The following is a 19,851-nucleotide window of genomic DNA, read 5'->3' as shown; positions in this document are numbered from 1 at the left end:
TCCGACTATAATCTTGCTTCCATTGAAATCTTGATGGCAATAGATAAACATTGTTAACCGGCGCCACAGGGCTGATGCATGAAACAGTTTGACGATCTGGCCCAGTGGCGCGCACGGATTTTCTCGACCCTGATGTCGGCCGTGCTGGTGCTGGCCGTGCTGGCCGCGGTGCCCAGCGCGATCCTGGCCCTGGTCGACGGCATCTGGCCGATCGCCGTGATGGACATCGTGGCCCTGGCCTGGGTCTTCGCGATCTGGTGGTTCGACCGTCTCCCCTACACGCTGCGCGTGCTGAACTTCCTGGCGATGCTGTTCCTGGTCGGGGTCGGCCTGATGCTGGGCGTGGGCGCGGTCAGCCAGATCTTCCTGATGGCCCCGCCCGTGCTGGCGGTGGTCCTGCTGGGCACCCGCCAGGCCCTGGGGGCGCTGTTCGCCAGCGGCCTCACCATCCTGGGGCTCGGCCTGTCCGGCCACGCCAAGCTCTACGTCGCCGGCCTCGGCCAGGATGAACTCTTGTCTTCCCTGATCGTCACGCTCAACTACCTGTGCGTGGGCGCGCTCATCACGATGACCTGCGGCGCCCTCGTCAAGGGCCTGGCCGACACGTTAGGCGAACTGCAGGGCTTCGCCGCGACCCTCGAATCCAAGCAGGACAAGCTGCACGAACTGAACGCCGAACTGCGCCTGACCTCGGCCGCGGTGGCGCGCCTGAACGACATGGTCCTGATCGCCCAGGCGGTCGACGCGCCGGGCGCGCAGCAGCCGATCATCTCGGCCAACGAGGCCTTCGAACGCCGCACCGGTTACCGGCGCGACGAGATCATCGGGAAAAGCATGCGCCTGCTGCACGGCCAGGACACCGATCCGGACGAGGTGGCGCGCGTGCTGCGCGCGGTCGCGCGGGGCGAGCCGGTCAAGTCGGAACTGCTGCTCTACACCAAGGCCGGCGAAGCCTTCTGGGCCGAGATGGAACTGGTGCCCTTCGCCAGCGAGGGCGGGCGCAGCACTCACTGGGTGGTGGTCGGGCGCGACATCACCGAGCGTCGCAACTCGGCCAAGGCGATCCACAACCTGGCCTTCTACGACGTGCTGACCGGCCTGCCGAACCGCCGCCTGTTCACCGAGCGGCTCGATGCCTTGGTCGACGCGCGCAACGCCGGCGGCGCGCTCGGCGCCGTGCTGTTCATCGACCTCGACAATTTCAAGTACGTTAACGACGCGCGCGGCCACGCCACCGGCGACGCCCTGCTGCGCAGCGCGGCCGGGCGCCTGGTGGCGACCGTGCGCGCGCGCGACACCGTGGCGCGCCTGGGCGGCGACGAATTCGTCATCCTGCTCAGCGACCTGGGCGACGACCCCGAGCTCGCCGCCAGCGCCGCGCTCAAGGTGGCGCACAAGGTGCTGGCGGCGCTGGGCGAGGAAGTCACCATCGACGAGCACGTGTACCGCTCGACCGGCAGCATCGGCGTGGCCCTGCCGCTGCGCGCCGGCCAGACCGCCCACGACCTGCTGCGCGAAGCCGACACCGCGATGTACCAGGCCAAGGCGAGCGGCCGCAACGGCGTGGCCCTGTTCGAGACCACCATGCTGGCCGATGCCGAGCAAAAGCTCACCCTCGAGCGCGACCTCGCCAATGCCCTCGAGAAGGGCGAACTGGCCATGCACCTGCAACTGCAGGTCGACCGCGACCAGCGCCCGGTCGGGGCCGAACTCCTGATGCGCTGGCGCCGCGCCGACGGCATCCTGGTGCCGCCCGACGTGTTCATCCCGATCGCGGAAAACACCGGCCTGATCGTCCCGCTGGGGAACTGGGTGCTGCGCCAGGCCTGCGAAGCCTGGCTGCGACTTAGCGCGGCCGGCCATCCGCTGCCGCTCTCGATCAACGTCAGCCCGGTCCAGTTCCGCCAGCCGGACTTCGTCGACACGGTGGCCCGGGTCCTGCATGACACCGGCGTGCCCGCTCGGCAGCTGATCTTCGAAGTCACCGAAGGCCTGCTGGTGTCCGACCTGGACCAGACCATCGCGCGCATGCACGAACTGGCGGCCCTGGGCATCCGCTTCTCGGTGGACGACTTTGGCACCGGTTACTCGAACCTGGCCTACCTCAAGCGCATGCCGCTCTACGAACTGAAGATCGACAAGAGTTTTATCCGCGACACCCCGAACGACGTCAACGGCACCGCGATCGTACAATCGATCCTGGCGATGGCCGAGCACCTTGGCCTGCGGGTGGTGGCCGAGGGCATCGAGACCGCCCAGCAGGCCGATTACCTGTCCGGCCACGGCAGCCCGCTGATGCAGGGCTTCCTGTTCGCACGCCCGGCGCCGCTGGACGAGCTGCTGGCCGTGCTGGGCGGCCTGGGGGCGGCGCCGGCAGCCGCCTGATCCGCGGGCTGAGCAACCACAACCGGAGTACGCCATGGCGCACCAGCACATCCTCGAGATCCAGACCCCGGGACGCGGTACCCGCGACATCACCGACGCCGTGGCCGAGGTGGTACGCGCCTCCAGCGTTCGCTGCGGCCTGGCCCACGTCTTCGTCCAGCATACCAGCTGCTCGCTGCTGATCACCGAGAACGCCGACCCCGACGTGCGGCGCGACCTCGAGACCGTGCTGGGGCGGCTCGCGCCCGACGGCGACCCGGCCTACCGCCACGATGCCGAAGGGCCGGACGACATGGCGGCCCACGTGCGCAACATGCTGACCGGGTCGGGCCTGAGCGTGCCGGTCGGCGACGGCCGCCTGCTGCTCGGCACCTGGCAAGGCATCTACCTCTACGAGCACCGCAGCGCGCCGCACCGCCGCCGTGTGGTCGTCACCGTGATGTAGGAGCGGGGATCCGGGATTCACCAGCCGTGGGGGAAGACCCAGGCAAGCCATTTGACTACACCGCATGCAGGCCGTGACGCTGCACCCGCCGGGCGCAGGAAAACGGCCGCACCGCTTTCCGGTCGCCACCGTCTTCAAGGCGGCGACACATGCATCCATTTGTCGTGGACAGCATGGCCGCCAGCCGCTAGGCTGAAAGCCCGTTCCCGGAACCGAGGTTCGCCATGCCGTCCTTGTTCGCCATGCTGCGTCCGCGCGCCACGCTGCTGCTTGCCCTGTGCCTCGCCCTGCCCGCGTCCGCCTCCGCCGCCGCGCCGGCCCCGGTCGTCCCCGTCGCCGACCACCACCAGCACCTGTTCAGCCCGGGCATCATCGCCTTCATCGCGCCCGCGCCGGGGCCGGATGCGCTGCGCGAAATCCCGGCCGCCGAACTGGTCGCGCTTCTTGACGAGGCCGGCATCCGCCGCGCGGCCGTGATGTCGACCGCCTACATGTATGGGCGCCCATCGCGCGTGGTCGAGGACGAGTACGCCAAGGTGAAGGCCGAGAACGACTGGACCGCGGCCCAGGTCGCCAAGTATCCGGAGCGCCTGCGCGCCTTCTGCGGCCTCAACCCGCTCAAGGAATACGCGCTGGCCGAGATCGCGCGCTGCGCCGCCCATCCGCAACTGCGTACCGGGCTCAAGCTGCATTTCGGGAACTCCGACGTCCAGCTCGATAAGCCCGAGCACCTGGCGCGCCTGAAGCAGGTGTTCCGCGCCGCCAACCGGCACCGCATGGCGATCGCCGTGCACATGCGCGCGTCGATCTCGCTGGGGCGCCCCTACGGCCAGGCGCAGGCGCGCGCCTTCCTCGAGCAGCTCATGCCCGAGGCCACCGACATCATGGTGCAGGTGGCGCACTTCGCCGGCACTGGCCCGGGCTACGAGGATCCGCCGGCCAACGAGGCGATGCGCGTGTTCGCCGAAGCGGCCGCGCGCAAGGACCCGCACACCCGCAATCTGTACTTCGACGTGGCCTCGATCGTCACGCCCGGCGTCAAGCGGGCGCACGCGCGCGAGATGGCCGAGCGCATCCGCATGGTGGGCCTCGACAAGGTCCTGTACGGCTCGGACGCGGCCACGCCCACCAACATGAAGCCGCGCGCAGCCTGGGCGGCCTTTCGCGCCCTGCCTCTGAGCGAAGCGGAGTTCAGGCGCATCGCCGCCAACCTGGCCCCCTACCTGCGCTGATCCGGCCGCTTGCCGGCCTGCCCTCGAGCAAGACTCCCTGCTATGTTGTATGATGTCCGATGACATTGACCGTAGCCTAGGACGAATCACCGCATGCATCCCGCGTCATCCGCAGTCCCCGCCCCACCGCCCGAGACCACTCTGTTTTCCCGACCGATGGTCGTCGTCGCGCTCGCGACCCTCTGCTGCCTGTTATGGGGCAGCTCCTACCCGGCAATCAAGAGCGGTTACGCCATGCTCGGCATCCTGCAGCCGGATATCCCGTCCAAGCTGGTGTATGCCGGCTACCGCTTCCTGCTGGCCGGGCTCGGCGTCGCCGCGGTTGCCTGGCTGCTGCAGAGGAAGCCTCCCCTGCCCCCGCGCGCCCGGCTGGGCCAGCTCGTCGCGCTGGGCCTGGCCCAGACCAGCCTGCAGTACGTGTTCTTCTACATCGGGCTCGCCTATACCACCGGGGTACGGGCCTCGATCCTGAACGCGACCACCACCTTCTTCAGTGTCCTGCTGGCCCACTTCCTGTACCGCGACGACCGCCTGTCCGCGCGCAAGCTTGCCGGCTGCCTGCTCGGGCTGGCCGGCGTGCTGGCGGTCAACGCCGACGCCAGCCTGCTTGGCGCCAGCGTCAGCCTGCAGGGCGAGGGCTTCATCGTGCTGGCGGCCTTCGTGCTGTCGGCCGCGTCGATCTACGGCAAGCGCCTGTCGCAGCACATGGATGCGATGCTGATGACCGCCTGGCAGCTGGCGATCGGTGGCCTGGCCCTGCTCGCTGCCGGCTACGCGGCGGGCGGCGGCCTGGGGCGGCTGGACCTGGCCTCTACCTTGCTGCTGCTCTACCTGGCCGCGCTGTCGGCCATCTGGCTGCACGAGGACATCCTGACCTGGACCAATCTGGCCGCGCTGGTGCTCGTGTGCGGCGGGGTGATCCTGGTCACGCGCGCCGCGCGCCCGGCGCCGGCAATGCAGAACAGACCGGACTGCTGAGCGCCGGCCGGACCGGGCGCATGCTATCTTTTGCCGGCAATCCCGCACGCCGCCGCCAGAATCTTGCATGCACCCGACCAACATCGTCCTCCTCGAATTCCATCCCGAGCGCGACGAGCTTTGCTACGGCAAGGAGCTGCGCGACGGCCTGTCGGTGGCGCTGCGCATGGGCAGCTCGCTCTGGCTCGCCAACGACGAATCGGTCAGCCTGGAGCGCCTGACCGTCTCCGGGGTGGACAGCACGGGCCGCAGCAGCTTCACCCGCGCGCACCGCCAGTACGCGCTGCACGACTACCTCGACCTGCCGCTGCCGCCGCATGGCGAGAGCGAGGACGACATCAACGAAGCCGACATCGAGGGCCTGGCCAGCGACGGCAAGTACCTGTGGCTGGTGGGCTCGCACAGCCTGCGCCGCAAGCAGCCGAAGGACGGCGACGGCGTGAAGAAAGCGCACAAGCGCCTCGCCAGCGTCAGCCTGGACGCCAACCGCTACCTGCTGGCGCGCATCCCCCTGTGCAAGGACGGCGACGGCCATACCCTGGAAAAGGAAACGGTCCACAAGGGCAAGGTCCGGCGCGCGGCCATGCTGCGCGGCGACCGCCAGGGCAACGAACTGACCGCCCTGCTGCGCCAGGACGAACACCTCGGCCCCTTTCTCGCCATTCCCGGCAAGGACAACGGTTTCGACGTCGAGGGCCTGGCGGTGGCCGGCAAGCACCTGCTGCTCGGCCTGCGCGGTCCGGTGCTGCGCGGCTGGGCGCTGGTGGTGGAAGTCGCGCCCGTCGAGGACGAGCAGCCCGGCCTGCTGCGGCTGGGCCCGGTCGACGACGAGGGGCGCCTGTACCGCAAGCATTTCCTGGACCTGCGCGGGCTCGGGATCCGCGACCTGTGCGTGCATGGCAAGGACATCCTGGTGTTGGCCGGCCCCACCATGGACCTGGACGGCCCGGTGCGCCTGCTGCGCTGGCGCGGCGCGGCCGCGCCCGGCAAGGAGTGCGTGGTGCCGGCGGACGAACTGGAGTTGGTGCTGGAACTGCCCTTCGGCCAAGGGGTCGACCACCCCGAGGGCATCGCGCTGTTCGCCGTCGACAAGGATGGCCAGGATGCCCTGCTGGTGGTGCACGATTCGGCATCGCCCAGCCGGCAGATCGGCGACAGCACGCTGGTGGCCGATGTGTACACCTTGCCGCGGGCGCCGGCTGCGAAAGGGCGCAAGGGGCGCCGAGCCGATGCGGGCCTGGCGCAGCAACCGGTCTAGCGATCGCGCCCCTGCGCGCACCTGTCCAGACGTGCAAGGGCGGCATTGATGCGATCCGCCTCGGCGTGGCCATCCGGCACGCCGATCACCAGTCGGCGCCACTCCTTGTGGTCCAACTCGAGGACGATCGTCTGCAGCCCCAGCCGCGTGAAGACGAACTGCCTTTCTCCATTACGAACGAAGGTGCCGGCCGCGACAAGGAACGGTATGTGCGTCCCGGGAAGGCGCCAGCCGAGCCGCATGCCGCCTGGCCCCCCATAGCCGGGATCCACCCTGACCTGCTTGACGTCCACGAGTGGAACCCGGACATCATGCACAAGCGCCATGATCCTTTCATACTTACCCAAATGAACGATGAGTTCGCGGGCGGTCAGTTCGAATCGAGGCATTCCTGCTCCTTTGTGCGTTTCCGACATGCGCGGCCATTGACGGCGCTCGCTGCCGAGTCATTCTGCACCCTCCACGGACGATATCCCGCGCAGTCCCATGGAGGAATTGCCCACCCTGTCCTGGGCTCCGCGCTAATGTAGCAATACTTGCGGCAAGAAGAAATATGTCCGCCAGGGCCACGTCGTCGAGGAAGACCGGGTGCGGCCCGGATCATGGCGATATCGATTCTCGCGCAGGGCGAAACCGCATGCGATGCGTCGATAAATTGAAGATCATGCCGCGAGCAGACTGCCCTGGTCAGTGAGCTTCCGCCCCGAAGCAGACCTTCACTAACGATTTTCAGGTGGCATGCAATACCTGAACAACTAGGGCGATGCCGCCTTTGATGCTCGCCCAAGTGAGGTCGCATTCCACACTTCCTTCAGAGCGTGCAAGACGCACGGTCTCAGGCAACACGCATGTCGACTCGATCAGATCGAAATCGATGCGCTTTGCCAAGAATCAGAAGAATCCGGTCCGATTCTCTCCCATCGATATGGAAGCGCTAGTTCATTCCCATGCTGAAGAAGCAGATCGACCATGGGTTCCAAGTGTGTGTAGACAGGCCGAGTAGACGAGTCAAAAGAGATAGTGGTAAGCATTAAAAATTATATTACTAGTGCCGCTTACGACCCGAAGCGGACACAACTCAGGAGCGGTCGATCACATGATCCTGCTTGATGTATTTTGCGAGTGACCATGCCCTGGTTCGCAAGCCGTCAATCTCATCGTTCAGCTCTTTGTACCCCGGTTTCCATGCAAACTGCCCAGCGACAGTGCTTTGCCCAGCGACAAAGTCATTGAATGATCCCATCCCGCCATACGCACTAAGCAGATACTCAATACCCGAGTAGTCCGAATTTTCTAACCGAGCTTTGGCGCGTAGCATCCAGGCGCGCCAATGTTGCTCGCCATCGCTTTCAAGTAGGCCGGCGAGTTCCGCTAAAACGTGGATTAGCTCTTGAGTTTTCGGTCCCATGTTTAGTGTCAAAAAAAGGGGTACGTCCGCTTCTGGCCGATAGCGGACCTATTGTAGAGTCCGCTTACCACCCAAAGCGGACGACAAATTCGCTTTGTATTGCCACGATGTCTGCACACCTGCATTGCTTTGCTTAGCGTGACGCTTCGCGTTGTACCTTCAATTCGAAATAGGTTTGTCCCACCGCCCATCCACCGCGTATGCCTACTGCAAAGGCGCAAACCCCTGCGCTGACAAGGACAAGGATAATCACTACCGATTTCTTCATGCGCTCTAGTTCCTCATCTTATGGTTTTACTGCGGGAGCAACAGCAATCTACATTGCCGGTCGCCCTGGCAAGCCGAGGACCTTAGTTCATGATTCCGCTCTTGGCCGCCAGCAGTCCGCCCGAATGGCTCAGTGTACGGTGGGCTCCCTCCCCGTGCAAGCAAGCGCCTCCGGCCGCGCAAACCTCATGAGCCATGCATATTTGCGCACACCCGTGATTTTTGTTGAATTTCGCACCCCGGTGCCGGTGGTATTCTCGCCGCCTCGCTTCCGATTCGATGCAATGACTCCCAAGAACACCTTGTGGGCGCTCCTGGCGCTCATGTTTGCCTGCGGCATGTCCGACGCCCTGTACGCCGCCGCCCACATGCACATGCCCGTATGGTGGATGATCCTGTCCGCCTTCCTGTCGAGCTTCCTGCCCTATTACTGGTATCGCCTCGACAGCGAGGCCCGGCTGTACCGGCGCCCGCGCTGGCTGAGCAGCGCCGTGGTGGCCCTCGCGCCGCTCGGCATCCCGCTCTACCTGCTGCGCAGCCGGCCCCAGGGCCGCCGCCTGGCTTCGCTGGCGCGCATGTCGGGCTTCCTCTTGATGATGCTGGGCGCGGGACTGGCCGGCATCATGGCCTTCTTCGTCATGCCCGGCTGAGCCCATTCCAATGAACGCTTCTCCCGACTTTCCGGTCCGCTCGCTCGCGGCCGCCGCGGCCATCGTCCTGCTCTGGTCGAGCTGCTTCTGGGGCGGGGCATTTCTAGCATACACGGCGGTACACGATTACTACCTGTCGAGTCAGTCATCCGCTTCCCCATGATCGCATTCCGGGATTTCTCGTCCAGCGAATACGGACGTCCCGAAGGCATCGACCGCGCCCTGGTCGAAGCCAACGCCTGGCTGCAGCGCACCGGTGTCAAGCCGCTCAACATCGAAACCCTCACGCGCATCGCCGGCGGCATGGCTAGCCTGCGCACGTCCGACATCGGGCTACGGGTCTGGTACCTCGTCGGCGCGGATGGGGGCGCGGGGCGCTGAGCGGCCCGTCCTCCACCAGGCTTGCGCCCGGTTTGCCCGTTCTTTGCTAAGGTGGGGGCGATGCCGCGCGCCGCGCGGCCAGCCCTTACACGAATGGAGGACAGCATGCGCAAGATGATCATGATGGCCATTGCAGGCCTGCTCTGGAAAAAGTTTGGTGGCAAGATGGCGCAGCGCTATCCACTCGGCCGCCGCGGCTACCGCCGCTTCTGAATCCGCAAGCGAAGTTTCGGCAGGGCCGCCCTCCATGGCGGCCCTGCTTGCAGTAAAATCGCTGGCTTTAAGGCAATTTTCCCCTTGGGGCCAACGATGGACAACGCCAAGCATGAACTCAAACGTGGCCTGAAGAACCGCCACATCCAGCTGATCGCCCTCGGCGGCGCCATCGGCACCGGCCTGTTCCTCGGCGTGGCCCAGACCATCCAGCAGGCCGGCCCCGCCGCCCTGCTCGGCTATGCGATCGCCGGCCTGATCGCCTTCCTCATCATGCGCCAGCTCGGCGAAATGATCGTCGACGAGCCGGTCGCCGGCTCCTTCGGCTATTTCGCCAGCAAGTACGGCAGCCCGATGATCGGTTTCGTCTCCGGCTGGAACTACTGGGTGATGTACATCCTCGTCAGCATGGCCGAGCTGTCCGCGCTCGGGATCTACGTGCAGTACTGGTTCCCCGACATCCCGACCTGGGTCTCGGCGCTCGGCTTTTTCGTCCTCGTCAATTCCCTGAGCCTGTTGAACGTGAAGGCCTTCGGCGAACTGGAGTTCTGGTTCGCGATCATCAAGGTGGCGGCCGTGGTCGGCATGATCGTGTTCGGCGTCTACCTCCTGGTGAGCGACACGGCGGGCCCGCAGGCCGGCGTGGCCAACCTGTGGCAGCACGGCGGCTTCTTCCCGAACGGCTTTGCCGGCCTGGCGCTGTCGATGGCGGTGATCATGTTCTCCTTCGGCGGCCTGGAGATGATCGGCATCACCGCGGCCGAAGCCGACAATCCCGGCCGCACCATCCCGCGCGCCATCAACCAGGCCATCTGGCGCATCGCCATCTTCTATGTCGGCGCGCTGGCCGTGCTGCTGATGCTGTACCCGTGGCAGAAGGTGGCCCTGGGGGGCAGCCCCTTCGTCCTGATCTTCGCGGCGCTCGACAGCAACGTGGTCGCGAACATCCTGAACCTGGTGGTGCTCACGGCCGCCCTGTCGGTCTACAACGGCTGCGTGTATGCCAACAGCCGCATGCTGTTCGGCCTGGCGGAACAGGGCAACGCGCCGCGCGCCCTCCTCAAGCTGAGCAAGCGTGGCGTGCCGCTGGCGGCGCTGGGCGTGTCGGCGGTGGCCACCGGCATCTGCATCTGCATCAATTACTTCCTTCCCAGGGACGCCTTCGGCATGCTGATGGGCGTGGCCGTGGCCGCGCTCGTCATCAACTGGGGCATGGTCTGCTGGAGCCACCTGCGCTTTCGCCGCGCCAAGCAGGCCGCGGGCCAGCAGACCGCCTTCCGCAGCCCCTGGTTCCCGCTCACCAACTACCTGTGCCTGGCCTTCCTGGCCGGCGTCGTGGTGGTGATGTACCTGACGCCGGGGCTGCGGGTGTCGGTGTGGATGATCCCGGCCTGGCTGTCCCTGCTGGCCCTCGGCTACTGGCTGCGCCAGCGCCAACTGGCCGCCGGCGCGCCGGTGCCGGCTGCGCACGTAAAGACGCGATAAAGCCACAGCCTACGGCTGTTTCACGTTTGGCAAGCCAATTCGTCAAGTTGCGCTAGCTCAACAGGAAAGCTGTTGATAAAGTATTACTCCGAAGCCCACAACCCATGAGCCAAGGAGTCAGCTTGAAAAAGATTGTCGCCAGTTGCGTCGCCCTCGCCCTGTTCGCGGCCGACGCCCACGTCGTCGTCGCGGCGCAGGACTACAGCAAGTACAGCCAGGAGGCCCTGGAAAAGGAACTGGCGCTGATCGCCACGTCGCGCCGGAGCGTGATGCTGCCGATGCGCGACGGCGTCAAGCTGTCGACCGATGTCTACATGCCGAAGAACGCCAGCGGCCGCCTGCCAACCATCTTGTGGAAGACACCCTACAACGAGGGCAAGCTGAAGGGATCGACCCAGCGCTACGTGCTCGAATCGGTCAAGCGCGGCTACGCCTTCATCGTCCAGAACGAGCGCGGCCGCTATTTCTCCGAAGGCAACTGGGAAATCCTGGGCAATCCGCAGAACGACGGCTACGACACCTTGAACTGGATCGCGGCCCAGGACTGGTCGAACGGCAAGGTCGGCACCCTCGGCTGCTCGTCCTCGGCCGAATGGCAGCTGGCCCTCGCCGCCCTGAACCACCCGGCGCACGCGGCCATGGTGCCGATGGCGGCCGGTGCCGGCATCGGCAAGGTCGGCCGCTTCCAGGAACAGGGCAACTGGTACACCGGCGGCGTGCCGCGCAACCTGTTCTTCGTCTGGCTGTACGGCGTCGACAATCCGCTGCGCGCCCAGCTGCCGGCCATTAGCGACGACAAGCTGCGCGCCCGCGTCGAAGCCTACAACGACCTCGATCCGGCCAAGCCGAAAGTCGACTGGAACAAGCAGATCAAGCACCTGCCGGTCGACCAGCTGCTGTCCTCGCTGGGCGAGCCGGCCGGCACCTTCGAGCAACTCATCAAGCGCTCCCCTGCCGACCCGGCCTGGCGCAAGGGCGGCCTGTACCACGAAGGCATGGGCTGGGGCGTGCCTGCGCTCTGGTTCAACAGCTGGTACGACGTCTCGATCGGCCCCAACCTGGAGCTGTTCAACCATGCGCGCGCGGCCGGCACCGACAAGCAAGCCAGCAGCAACCAGTACGCGGTGGTGGCCCCGAACGTGCACTGCGCGTTTTCCCGGCTGGGCCCGGACAACACCATCGGCGAGCGCAACATGGGCGACACCAGCTTCGACGTCGACGGCGCCATCTACGGCTGGTTCGACCGCTGGCTCAAGGGCGACGCCAAGGCCTTCCCGGCGACAACCCCGCACGTGCGCTACTTCGAGATGGGCGCCAACCGCTGGCAGAGCGCCGGCACCTGGCCGCCCGAGAAGGCCAAGCCGATGCGCCTGTACCTGCGCTCCGGAGGGCGCGCCAATTCCCTGTACGGCGACGGCCGCCTGACGACCGAGGCGCCGGGCGCGAACGAGGCCGCCGACCGCTACCGCTACGATCCGATGAACCCGGTGCAGACCATCGGCGGCGGCGACTGCTGCAACGGCGGCATCGTGGTCCCGGGCGCCTTCGACCAGCGGCCGGTCGAGGCGCGCAGCGACGTGCTGGTCTACACCAGCGATCCGCTGCCGGCACCGGTGAGCGTGGCCGGCTTCGTGGATGCGGTGCTGAAGGTCTCGTCGAGTGCGAAGGACACCGACTTCGCGGTGAAACTGGTCGACGTGGCCCCGGACGGCACCGCCTGGATCATCGGCGACACCATCTTCCGCGCGCGCTACCGCAACGGCTTCGACCAGCCGGCGCCCTTGACCCCGGGCGAAATCGTGACCATCCGCCCGAGCCCGATCGCCACCGCGATCCAGTTCGGCGCCGGCCACCGCATCCGGGTCGAGGTCACCTCGTCCAACTTCCCGAAGTTCGTGCGCAACCTGAACACGGGCGGGCCGAACGAAAGCGAGAAAGCCGGGGTCATCGCGGACAACGCGGTGCATCACGACGCCGGCAACCAGAGCTACATCGAGCTACCGGTCGTGCGCTGATGCAGCGCCGCTCCCTCCGGCAGGCCGGCGCCTGTCGGAGTTACTTACACATCCTGGATAAACTGCGTTCCACGATGATGTAAGTACCTGATTATGCGACAGTTGTCGTTCCTGGAATACTTATTGCTATGAGATAAGCGCTGTTCTATTCCTATAATCAACCGGGGGTATCATGAAAGTCTCGATCAGTCGCATTACCGCGCTGGGCATTGCCGCCATCTTCACCATGCCTGCGGCGCACGCCACCGTCGTCACCGCCAATAGTCCGGGCGGCGACGCCTACACCTTCGCCGGCGGCTCCCCTGGCGGCGGCCAGGCGGTCGGCACCAGCGGCTGGTATTACAACAATGTGCGCTCGAATGCGGTCATCGGAATCGACGGTGACTACCCGCGTTCGGGTAACGGCTCGGTGTCCTTCACCGCGCCAGCCGGCAGCAAGGCCGACATCGAATACCTGCCGGGCGCCGTGAAGGTCGGCAGCCTGTACGCGTCGACGAGCTCACTCGGCCTGTTCTCGACGCTGCAGTCGATGTCCTACGACTGGTATCGGGACGCCACCAGCGCCGCCGCTGCCAACCTGCATCCTTCTCTGCGCGTGCTGCTCGATCGGGACGGCAACCTCGCAACCACGAATGACCGTGGCGGACTGGTCTTCGAACGTTCCTACAATACCCCGGGCGCGGTGCCGGTCGACGCTTGGCAGTCCGATACCGTGAGCGCCAGCACCAAGATGTGGAATTTCAGCCTCGGCCTGGGCAGCGAATACGACCTCAACGGCAACGGATACGCGTTCGACAGCAGCCTGGCCGACTGGCAGGCGTTCATGCCGAACGCGCTGATCATCGGTTTCAGCTCCGGCGTGGGCAGCGGCTGGGGCGCCTACAACGGTGCGGTCGACAACATCTCGTGGACCATTGCCGGCCTCACCACCACCACCAATTTCGAGCGCAGCGCCGACGTGCCGGAACCCGCCAGCCTGGGCCTGCTCGCGATCGGCCTGGCCGGTCTGGCGCTGCGCCGTCGCAAGCCGAACTGAACCGCTCCAAACCGCATCCCCAGGAGAGCAAGGGCTTTCCTGGCGGAGGGCGCGGCGCCGCGCCGTTTGCCGCCGCGCCGCTCCTCCATCCATCGTCGAACCGGCGCTACGTCAAGCCGGCATCACTGTTCAGTGGACCAGGAAGTCCAGCACCATGCGGTTGAACGCGTCCGCGTGTTCCCACTGGACCCAGTGGCCGCAGCGGTTGAAGACGTGCAGCTGCGCGTCCGGGATGCCGGCGATCAGTTTCAGTCCGGTGTCCATGGCCACGAAGCGGTCGTCGCGGCCCCAGATCACCAGGGTCTTTGCCTTGATCTCTCCCAGGCGCGGGCCGTAGTCGGTGAACTGTTTCGGGTTCGCGGCCAGGCTCGCCAGGAAGTTCTCCAGGTGGTCGCGGCGCGCCAGGATGTTGGCCAGGCGCTGCTCCATCAGCGCGTCGGTGATCGCGCTGGCGTCGTACACGAACACGTTCATCAGGCGCTTCAGGTTCTCGATGCTCGGCTCGCGGTAGACGGCGTTGAGCTGCTTGATGCCTTCGGTCGGCATCGGCGCGTACAGGCTCGGGCCGCCCGTGCCGCCGCCCATCAGGATCAGCTTGCCGACGCGCTCCGGGTGGGCCAGCGCGAAGGCCACCGCGCTGTGTCCCCCCATCGAGTTGCCGACGATGTGCACCCGTTCGAGCGCCAGCGCGTCGAGCAGCGCCTTGAGAAAGGCGGCGTTCAGTTCCGAGCGCGAACCGGTGTTCACGATCGAATCGCTCTTGCCCCAGCCCGGGCAATCCATCAGGATCACGCGGTAGCCGGCCTGCGCCAGCGGCTCGATGTTGCGGTGGAAGTTGGCCCAGCCGGTCGCGCCCGGCCCGGAGCCGTGCAGCATCACCACCGTTTCGGCGCCGCTGCCGACGTCGTTGTAGTGGATGTTCAACTCCTGCCCGCCATGTTCGGTGCGGACGAATTTGCTGGTCGATGCTTCATCGAACTTGATTGCACTGTTGCTCATCGTGTGTCTCCTTGTGTGTCAATGGCTGTGTTACTGGGCGCGGCGCTTGAGCATGTCGAGCGCCACGTCGACGATCATGTCTTCCTGGCCGCCGACCATGCGGCGCTTGCCGAGTTCGACCAGGATGTCGAAGGCCGGCAGGCCGTACTTCTGGGCCGCCGCTTCGGAGTGGCGCAGGAAGCTGCTGTACACGCCCGCGTAGCCGAGCGCCAGGGTCTCGCGGTCGACCCGCACCGGACGCTCCTGCAGCGGACGCACGATGTCCTCGGCCGCGTCGATCAGCTTGCGGACGTCGCAACCGTGGGCCAGGCCCATGCGGTCGACCGCCGCCACGAACACTTCCAGCGGCGCGTTGCCGGCGCCGGCGCCCATGCCGGTCAGGCTGGCGTCGATCCGGTCGCAGCCGTGCTCGAGCGCCACGATCGAATTGGCCACGCCCAGCGACAGGTTGTGGTGGGCGTGCATGCCGGTCTGGGTCTCGGGCTTCAAGATGTCCTTGAAGGCCTTGAAGCGCTCGGCGATGTCGTACATGTTCATCGCGCCGCCCGAATCGACCACGTACACCGCGGTGGCGCCGTAGCTTTCCATCTTTTTCGCCTGCTGGGCGAGTTCCTGCGGCGTGGTCATGTGGCTCATCATCAGGAAGCCCACCGTGTCCATGCCCAGTTCGCGGGCGTACTCGATGTGCTGGCGCGAGATGTCGGCCTCGGTGCAGTGGGTGGCCACGCGCACCACGCGCGCGCCGGCCTCGTAGGCGTTCTTCAGGTCGTGGATGGTGCCGATGCCCGGCAGCAGCAGGGTCGCCACCTTGGCGTGCCGGACGTTCGCGGCCACCGCGGCGATCCATTCCAGGTCGGTATGGGCGCCGAAGCCGTAGTTGAAGCTCGCGCCCTGCAGGCCGTCGCCGTGGGCCACTTCGATCGAATCGACCCCGGCGGCGTCGAGGGCCCGGGCGATCGCCACCGCCTGTTCCAGGCTGTACTGGTGGCGGACCGCGTGCATGCCGTCGCGCAGGGTGACGTCGGAGACGTAGATCTTCTTGGTCTTGTCGAACATGTGCATTCCTCGCTTAAGCCGCGCTTGCGGAAAGTCGACGTTCGGCCATGCGTTCGGCCGTGTTGAGGGCCGCGCTGGTCATGATGTCGAGGTTGCCGGCATAGGCCGGAAGATAGTGGGCGGCCCCTTCGACCTCCAGGAACACCGAGACCTTCAGGCCGGCCGTGCGGCCGATGCCGGGCAGGTTCAGGCCCTGTTCGCAGCGGTCGAACTGCACCTCCTGCTTGAGGCGGTAGCCGGGCACGTATTGCTGGACGGCGGCCGCCATCTCGGCCACCGAGCGCCGGATCGCGTCCTGGTCGGCGTCCAGTTCGGTCATGCAGTAGACGGTGTCGCGCATCATCAAGGGCGGTTCGGCCGGGTTGAGCACGATGATGGCCTTGCCCTTGCGCGCCCCGCCGACCTGCTCGATCGTGCGCGAGGTGGTCTCGGTGAACTCGTCGATGTTGGCGCGGGTGCCGGGGCCGGCCGAGCGGCTCGAGATCGAGGCGACGATCTCGCCGTAGGACACGGGCGCCACGCGCGCCACCGCCGCCACCATCGGGATGGTGGCCTGGCCGCCGCAGGTGACCATGTTCACGTTGGGCGCGTCCAGGTGCGCGTCGCCGTTCACCACCGGAACGCAGTAGGGGCCGATCGCGGCCGGCGTCAGGTCCACCATGCGGATGCCGGGTTTCAGCTGCCGCAGGAAGGCGTCGTTCTTCACGTGGGCCGAGGCCGAGGTGGCGTCGAACACGACGTCGATGTCGGCGAAGGCCGGCAGCCGGGCCAGGCCTTCCACGCCTTCGTGGGTGACCGCCACGCCCATGCGCGCCGCGCGCGCCAGCCCGTCGGAGTTCGGGTCGATCCCGACCATCGCCGCCATCTCGATGTGTCGGCCGTGGCGCAGGATCTTGATCATCAGGTCGGTGCCGATGTTGCCCGATCCGATGATCGCGGCCTTGAGTTTCTTGCTCATCGCTTCAGTCCTTGTATTTGTCTGCTTACTCGCCGAATACCGCGCGCACGCCGCCCAGCCCGTCGATCTGGGCCGTGAAGGTGCCCGGCCCGGTCACCGCCACCATCGGGCCGAGGGCGCCGGTGAGGACCACGTCGCCGGCGCGCAGGGGCGTGCCGAGCGCCACCATGGTGTCGGCCAGCCAGGCCGCCGCGTTCAGCGGGTTGCCCAGGCAGGCCGCGCCGACGCCCTTGGACACCTGTTCGCCGTCCCGCTGCAACGTCATCTGGCAGCCCGCCAGGTCGAGCTGGTCCAGCCGTACCGGGCGCGAACCCAGCACGAACAGCGCGCTCGAAGCGTTGTCGGCGACGGTATCGACGAAGCGGATGTCCCAGTCGCGGATGCGGCTGTCGACCACCTCGATCGCGGCCAGCGCGTAGGCGCTGGCGGAGAGGATGTCGGCGAAGCTGTGCTTCTCGTGCACCAGGTCGCGCTCGAGCACCAGCGCGATCTCGGCTTCGACCTTCGGCTGGATCAGGCGCCCCAGGGAAACGGTCTCGCCGTCGCCGCAGGCCATGCTGGCGAACAGCGCGCCGAAATCGGGGCGGTCCACGCCCAGCTGGCGCTGCACCGCGGTCGAGGTCAGGCCGATCTTGCGGCCGACGATGCGCTCGCCGCACGCCAGGCGCGCTTCCACGTTGGCCTGCTGCACGGCATAGGCCAGCGCCATGTCGCCGGGCTTGATGTCGCCGCGCACCGGTGCGACCGGCTGGCGCGATTGTTCCGCCTCGCGCAGCCTGGCCGCGAGGGTGTCGATGAGTTGTGGGGAGGTCAAGGCTTTCTCCTTTGCTTGTCCGGTTTATGCCGCCGTCAGGGGGACGGCGTGCATGGCTCCGAAACCCGCGATCCATTCGGGAATCGGGCGGTAAAAGTCGATCGAGGCACGGTAAGGGCCGCAGGCCGACAGCGCGCCGAAGGCGGCGACCCAGGTGCGGATCTCATGGGCCGATTTGCCGCCGTCGCGGGTGATGGCCGCGTCGGTCATGCCGTCGACCGCCGGCAGTTCGCCGGCCAGCCGTTCCAGGAAGGCGCGGTCCCACTCGGGGTTGAGCGGACGCATGCTGCTGGTGCCGGCCGCGAAGGCGCGGGCGGCGGCCACGGTGCGCTCCTGGCGCTGGCGGCGCGCTTCAAGCGTGGGGTTGCGCCCGTCGATCAAGCGGTTCGCCAGTTCCGCGTCGGCGCCGGCCAGTTCCGGCACCGGCGGCTCGTGCGAGATGCCGCCGGAACCGACCACCAGCACGCGCTTGTTGCTGCGCGCCAGGAAGCGGCCGATCGCTTCGCCGAGCAGGCGCGCGCGGCGCAGGCTGGCCATCGGCGGCGCCACCGAGTTGATAAACACCGGAATCACCGGAAACCGGTCCAGGGCGCCGGTCAGCACTTCGAGCGCCTGCGCGCAGCCGTGGTCGACCTGCATCCTGTAGGACAAGGCGCAATCGATGTCGGCGGCCAGCACGCTCTCGGCCAGTTCCCTGGCCAGCGCGCGCGGCACGTCCAGCGGCCCCGCCAGGCTTTGATAGTCGCCGATCGCGTCGGCGGCCGCGCCGATGCAGAACGGCGGCATCATGTCGTAGAAGAAGCCGTTGTAGTGGTCCGGGGAAAACACGACCACCAGCTCCGGGTCGTAGGCCAGCACGCGCTCGCGCGCCGCCGCCTGCACGCGCTCGACTTCGGCGAGCACCTCCGGCGCCGGATCGAAGTAGCCGTGCAGCGGCGTATGGGACAGACATTCAAGATGGATGGGCATCGTCAAACTCCAGCCGTCATGGGACGGATCGGTGAATATGTGGTCGGCGACGGTCCGCTCGGGGCCGGCGCCGTTCAGGGCGCCGGGCGTCAGGCCGGCTGCGGCTCGGCTGCCGCCTTGGCCAGCGCGCGCAGCGCCTGGCCGGGGTCCTGCAGCACTTCCGGCGCCAGCCGGGCGCGCCGGTCCACCAGTTCGCGCGCGCTGCGCATCTCGCGCCCCAGGTTGACGGTGATGGCGCCCACCAGCGCGCCATCAAGGTCGAGCCCGAACAGCACGCAGGGCGGCGCGCCCAGGTCGCCGCGCACGATCCAGCGCGGCGCCGCCATGTCGCCCACGCACTGGACGTTGTAGCCGCATTGATCGGTCCAGAACCAGGGCGCGCCTTCCGCGTCGAGCGGCAGGCCGAGCATGGCGCGCGCCGCCGCGATGCCCTGCTTCTGGGCGTTCTCCCAGGTCTCGCGGCGCGGCTGGCCGCGCCGCACGGCGACGTCGCCGGCCGCGTAGATGTGCGGGTTTGAGGTGCGGCAGCCGGCATCGACCACGATGCCGCCGTCGAGTTCCAGGCCGGCGCCGCGCGCGAGCGCGACGTCGGGCTCGACGCCGATGCCGTAGACCACGGCGTCGGCCACGATCCGGGTGCCGTCCTGGAGGTCCAGGACGATGTCGCCGTTCTCGCGGCGCGCGCTGTCGACCCCTGCGCCGAAACGCAGGCTGACGCCGCGGCGGCGGTGCGCATCGCACAGGAAGCCGCTCAGGAGCGGCGGCGCGCAGCGGCCCATGGCCGTGCGGGTCGGCTCGACCACGGTGACCCGGGCGCCCAGGTCGACCGCGCTGGAGGCCAGTTCCAGCCCGATCACGCCGGCGCCGACCAGCACGACGCGGCGCCCCGGGCGCAGTTCGGCGCCAAGGCCGCGCGCGTCGTCGAGCGTGCGCAGCGTGTGCACGTTGGCGCCGAGCGCATCGAGCAGCGGCAGGCGGCGCGCGCGGGCGCCGGTCGCCAGCAGCAGTTTGTCGTAGGCGATATCCTGGCCGTCGGCCAGGCGCAGGATGCGCGCTCTAGCGTCGAGCGCGAGCGCGGACACGCCCAGTTTCAGCTCGATGCCCTGCTCCTCGTAGAAGCCTTCCGGGTGCACCGCGCAGCGCGTGTCCTGCGGACGCAGCAGCACGTCCTTGGACAGCGGGGGGCGCTCGTAGGGCGCGTGGGGCTCGTCGCCCACCAGCAGCACGCGGCCGCTGAAACCTTGGCGGCGCAGCTCGGCCGCGGCATTGGCGCCGGGCGGGCCGGCGCCGACGGTGGCGGAG

General features: G+C 67.3%; 18 protein-coding genes. 10 read left to right on the top strand and 8 right to left on the bottom strand.

Features of this window, described 5'->3' with window-relative positions:
* Nucleotides 1-78 precede the first annotated feature (78 nt).
* The 5 genes from ACK4S9_RS16645 to ACK4S9_RS16625 all read left to right on the top strand — a co-directional run bounded on the left by ACK4S9_RS16645 (nucleotide 79) and on the right by ACK4S9_RS16625 (nucleotide 6,298).
* Nucleotides 79-2,385, top strand: a complete 2,307-nt coding sequence (locus ACK4S9_RS16645) for a putative bifunctional diguanylate cyclase/phosphodiesterase (RefSeq protein ID WP_409727745.1) — start codon at nucleotides 79-81, stop codon at nucleotides 2,383-2,385.
* A gap of 34 nt (nucleotides 2,386-2,419) precedes the next feature.
* On the top strand, nucleotides 2,420-2,830 hold the full coding sequence (locus tag ACK4S9_RS16640) for a secondary thiamine-phosphate synthase enzyme YjbQ (RefSeq protein ID WP_409727742.1): 411 nt from the start codon (nucleotides 2,420-2,422) through the stop codon (nucleotides 2,828-2,830).
* 224 nt (nucleotides 2,831-3,054) lie between these two features.
* Nucleotides 3,055-4,062 carry an amidohydrolase family protein gene (locus ACK4S9_RS16635; protein ID WP_409727738.1) on the top strand — a complete coding sequence of 336 codons (1,008 nt, stop codon included), beginning with the start codon at nucleotides 3,055-3,057 and terminating at the stop codon, nucleotides 4,060-4,062.
* 93 nt (nucleotides 4,063-4,155) lie between these two features.
* Complete coding sequence (locus tag ACK4S9_RS16630) at nucleotides 4,156-5,040, top strand: DMT family transporter (RefSeq protein ID WP_409727735.1); 885 nt, start codon at nucleotides 4,156-4,158, stop codon at nucleotides 5,038-5,040.
* A 67-nt stretch (nucleotides 5,041-5,107) separates the two neighbouring features.
* A complete protein-coding gene (locus tag ACK4S9_RS16625) occupies nucleotides 5,108-6,298 on the top strand; it encodes a DUF3616 domain-containing protein (RefSeq protein ID WP_409727732.1) in 1,191 nt (396 codons plus the stop codon).
* On the opposite strand, the gene ACK4S9_RS16620 is transcribed toward ACK4S9_RS16625, so the two are convergent.
* Nucleotides 6,295-6,687 carry a hypothetical protein gene (locus ACK4S9_RS16620; protein WP_409727729.1) on the bottom strand — a complete coding sequence of 131 codons (393 nt, stop codon included), beginning with the start codon at nucleotides 6,685-6,687 and terminating at the stop codon, nucleotides 6,295-6,297. The two genes, ACK4S9_RS16625 and ACK4S9_RS16620, sit on opposite strands and share 4 nt — an antisense overlap.
* A 689-nt stretch (nucleotides 6,688-7,376) precedes the next feature.
* Nucleotides 7,377-7,706: a DUF6966 domain-containing protein gene (locus ACK4S9_RS16615; RefSeq protein WP_409727726.1), complete on the bottom strand. Its 330-nt coding sequence runs from the start codon at nucleotides 7,704-7,706 to the stop codon at nucleotides 7,377-7,379.
* A 551-nt stretch (nucleotides 7,707-8,257) separates the two neighbouring features.
* Between ACK4S9_RS16615 and ACK4S9_RS16610 the strand changes: the two genes are divergently transcribed.
* The 5 genes from ACK4S9_RS16610 to ACK4S9_RS16590 all read left to right on the top strand — a co-directional run bounded on the left by ACK4S9_RS16610 (nucleotide 8,258) and on the right by ACK4S9_RS16590 (nucleotide 13,753).
* Nucleotides 8,258-8,623 (top strand): hypothetical protein, encoded by a 366-nt coding sequence (locus tag ACK4S9_RS16610; protein ID WP_409727723.1) that lies wholly within the window; start codon nucleotides 8,258-8,260, stop codon nucleotides 8,621-8,623.
* A 159-nt stretch (nucleotides 8,624-8,782) separates the two neighbouring features.
* Complete coding sequence (locus tag ACK4S9_RS16605; protein WP_409727720.1) at nucleotides 8,783-9,004, top strand: hypothetical protein; 222 nt, start codon at nucleotides 8,783-8,785, stop codon at nucleotides 9,002-9,004.
* A gap of 309 nt (nucleotides 9,005-9,313) precedes the next feature.
* Entirely contained in the window at nucleotides 9,314-10,702 is a 1,389-nt protein-coding gene (locus ACK4S9_RS16600) for an amino acid permease (RefSeq protein WP_409727717.1), read from the top strand.
* A gap of 122 nt (nucleotides 10,703-10,824) precedes the next feature.
* Nucleotides 10,825-12,717, top strand: coding sequence for a CocE/NonD family hydrolase (locus ACK4S9_RS16595; RefSeq protein WP_409727714.1), 1,893 nt, complete (start codon nucleotides 10,825-10,827; stop codon nucleotides 12,715-12,717).
* Between the two features lie 172 nt (nucleotides 12,718-12,889).
* Nucleotides 12,890-13,753 (top strand): PEP-CTERM sorting domain-containing protein, encoded by an 864-nt coding sequence (locus tag ACK4S9_RS16590; RefSeq protein ID WP_409727711.1) that lies wholly within the window; start codon nucleotides 12,890-12,892, stop codon nucleotides 13,751-13,753.
* A 129-nt stretch (nucleotides 13,754-13,882) separates the two neighbouring features.
* Here the strand turns inward: ACK4S9_RS16590 and ACK4S9_RS16585 are convergent, their stop codons facing one another.
* The 6 genes from ACK4S9_RS16585 to hcaD all read right to left on the bottom strand — a co-directional run.
* Nucleotides 13,883-14,752, bottom strand: a complete 870-nt coding sequence (locus tag ACK4S9_RS16585) for an alpha/beta fold hydrolase (protein WP_409727708.1) — start codon at nucleotides 14,750-14,752, stop codon at nucleotides 13,883-13,885.
* Between the two features lie 30 nt (nucleotides 14,753-14,782).
* Nucleotides 14,783-15,808: a 4-hydroxy-2-oxovalerate aldolase gene (dmpG, locus tag ACK4S9_RS16580; RefSeq protein ID WP_409727705.1), complete on the bottom strand. Its 1,026-nt coding sequence runs from the start codon at nucleotides 15,806-15,808 to the stop codon at nucleotides 14,783-14,785.
* Nucleotides 15,809-15,821: 13 nt separating this feature from the next.
* Nucleotides 15,822-16,766 carry an acetaldehyde dehydrogenase (acetylating) gene (locus ACK4S9_RS16575; RefSeq protein ID WP_409727702.1) on the bottom strand — a complete coding sequence of 315 codons (945 nt, stop codon included), beginning with the start codon at nucleotides 16,764-16,766 and terminating at the stop codon, nucleotides 15,822-15,824.
* A gap of 25 nt (nucleotides 16,767-16,791) precedes the next feature.
* The gene (locus tag ACK4S9_RS16570; protein WP_409727699.1) at nucleotides 16,792-17,580 is read right to left on the bottom strand and encodes a 2-keto-4-pentenoate hydratase; all 789 of its coding nucleotides are present in this window, start codon (nucleotides 17,578-17,580) and stop codon (nucleotides 16,792-16,794) included.
* A 24-nt stretch (nucleotides 17,581-17,604) separates the two neighbouring features.
* Nucleotides 17,605-18,549: a 3-carboxyethylcatechol 2,3-dioxygenase gene (locus ACK4S9_RS16565; RefSeq protein WP_409727696.1), complete on the bottom strand. Its 945-nt coding sequence runs from the start codon at nucleotides 18,547-18,549 to the stop codon at nucleotides 17,605-17,607.
* Nucleotides 18,550-18,638: 89 nt separating this feature from the next.
* A partial coding sequence (gene hcaD / locus ACK4S9_RS16560; protein ID WP_409727694.1) for a 3-phenylpropionate/cinnamic acid dioxygenase ferredoxin--NAD(+) reductase subunit occupies nucleotides 18,639-19,851 on the bottom strand: 1,213 nt, incomplete at its 5' end.

It is taken from the genome of Massilia sp., assembly GCF_046293535.1.
GTDB lineage: Bacteria > Pseudomonadota > Gammaproteobacteria > Burkholderiales > Burkholderiaceae_D > Telluria.
This window is presented reverse-complemented; position numbering and strand designations above follow the sequence as displayed.

Bases quoted from the DNA above. Each gene is read 5' to 3' on its own strand.
- ACK4S9_RS16645 (WP_409727745.1), top strand. From the start codon at position 79: ATGAAACAGTTTGACGATCTGGCCCAGTGGCGCGCACGGATTTTCTCG.
- ACK4S9_RS16640 (WP_409727742.1), top strand. From the start codon at position 2,420: ATGGCGCACCAGCACATCCTCGAGATCCAGACCCCGGGACGCGGTACC.
- ACK4S9_RS16635 (WP_409727738.1), top strand. From the start codon at position 3,055: ATGCCGTCCTTGTTCGCCATGCTGCGTCCGCGCGCCACGCTGCTGCTT.
- ACK4S9_RS16630 (WP_409727735.1), top strand. From the start codon at position 4,156: ATGCATCCCGCGTCATCCGCAGTCCCCGCCCCACCGCCCGAGACCACT.
- ACK4S9_RS16625 (WP_409727732.1), top strand. From the start codon at position 5,108: ATGCACCCGACCAACATCGTCCTCCTCGAATTCCATCCCGAGCGCGAC.
- ACK4S9_RS16620 (WP_409727729.1), bottom strand. From the start codon at position 6,687: ATGCCTCGATTCGAACTGACCGCCCGCGAACTCATCGTTCATTTGGGT.
- ACK4S9_RS16615 (WP_409727726.1), bottom strand. From the start codon at position 7,706: ATGGGACCGAAAACTCAAGAGCTAATCCACGTTTTAGCGGAACTCGCC.
- ACK4S9_RS16610 (WP_409727723.1), top strand. From the start codon at position 8,258: ATGACTCCCAAGAACACCTTGTGGGCGCTCCTGGCGCTCATGTTTGCC.
- ACK4S9_RS16605 (WP_409727720.1), top strand. From the start codon at position 8,783: ATGATCGCATTCCGGGATTTCTCGTCCAGCGAATACGGACGTCCCGAA.
- ACK4S9_RS16600 (WP_409727717.1), top strand. From the start codon at position 9,314: ATGGACAACGCCAAGCATGAACTCAAACGTGGCCTGAAGAACCGCCAC.
- ACK4S9_RS16590 (WP_409727711.1), top strand. From the start codon at position 12,890: ATGAAAGTCTCGATCAGTCGCATTACCGCGCTGGGCATTGCCGCCATC.
- ACK4S9_RS16585 (WP_409727708.1), bottom strand. From the start codon at position 14,752: ATGAGCAACAGTGCAATCAAGTTCGATGAAGCATCGACCAGCAAATTC.
- dmpG (WP_409727705.1), bottom strand. From the start codon at position 15,808: ATGTTCGACAAGACCAAGAAGATCTACGTCTCCGACGTCACCCTGCGC.
- ACK4S9_RS16575 (WP_409727702.1), bottom strand. From the start codon at position 16,766: ATGAGCAAGAAACTCAAGGCCGCGATCATCGGATCGGGCAACATCGGC.
- ACK4S9_RS16565 (WP_409727696.1), bottom strand. From the start codon at position 18,549: ATGCCCATCCATCTTGAATGTCTGTCCCATACGCCGCTGCACGGCTAC.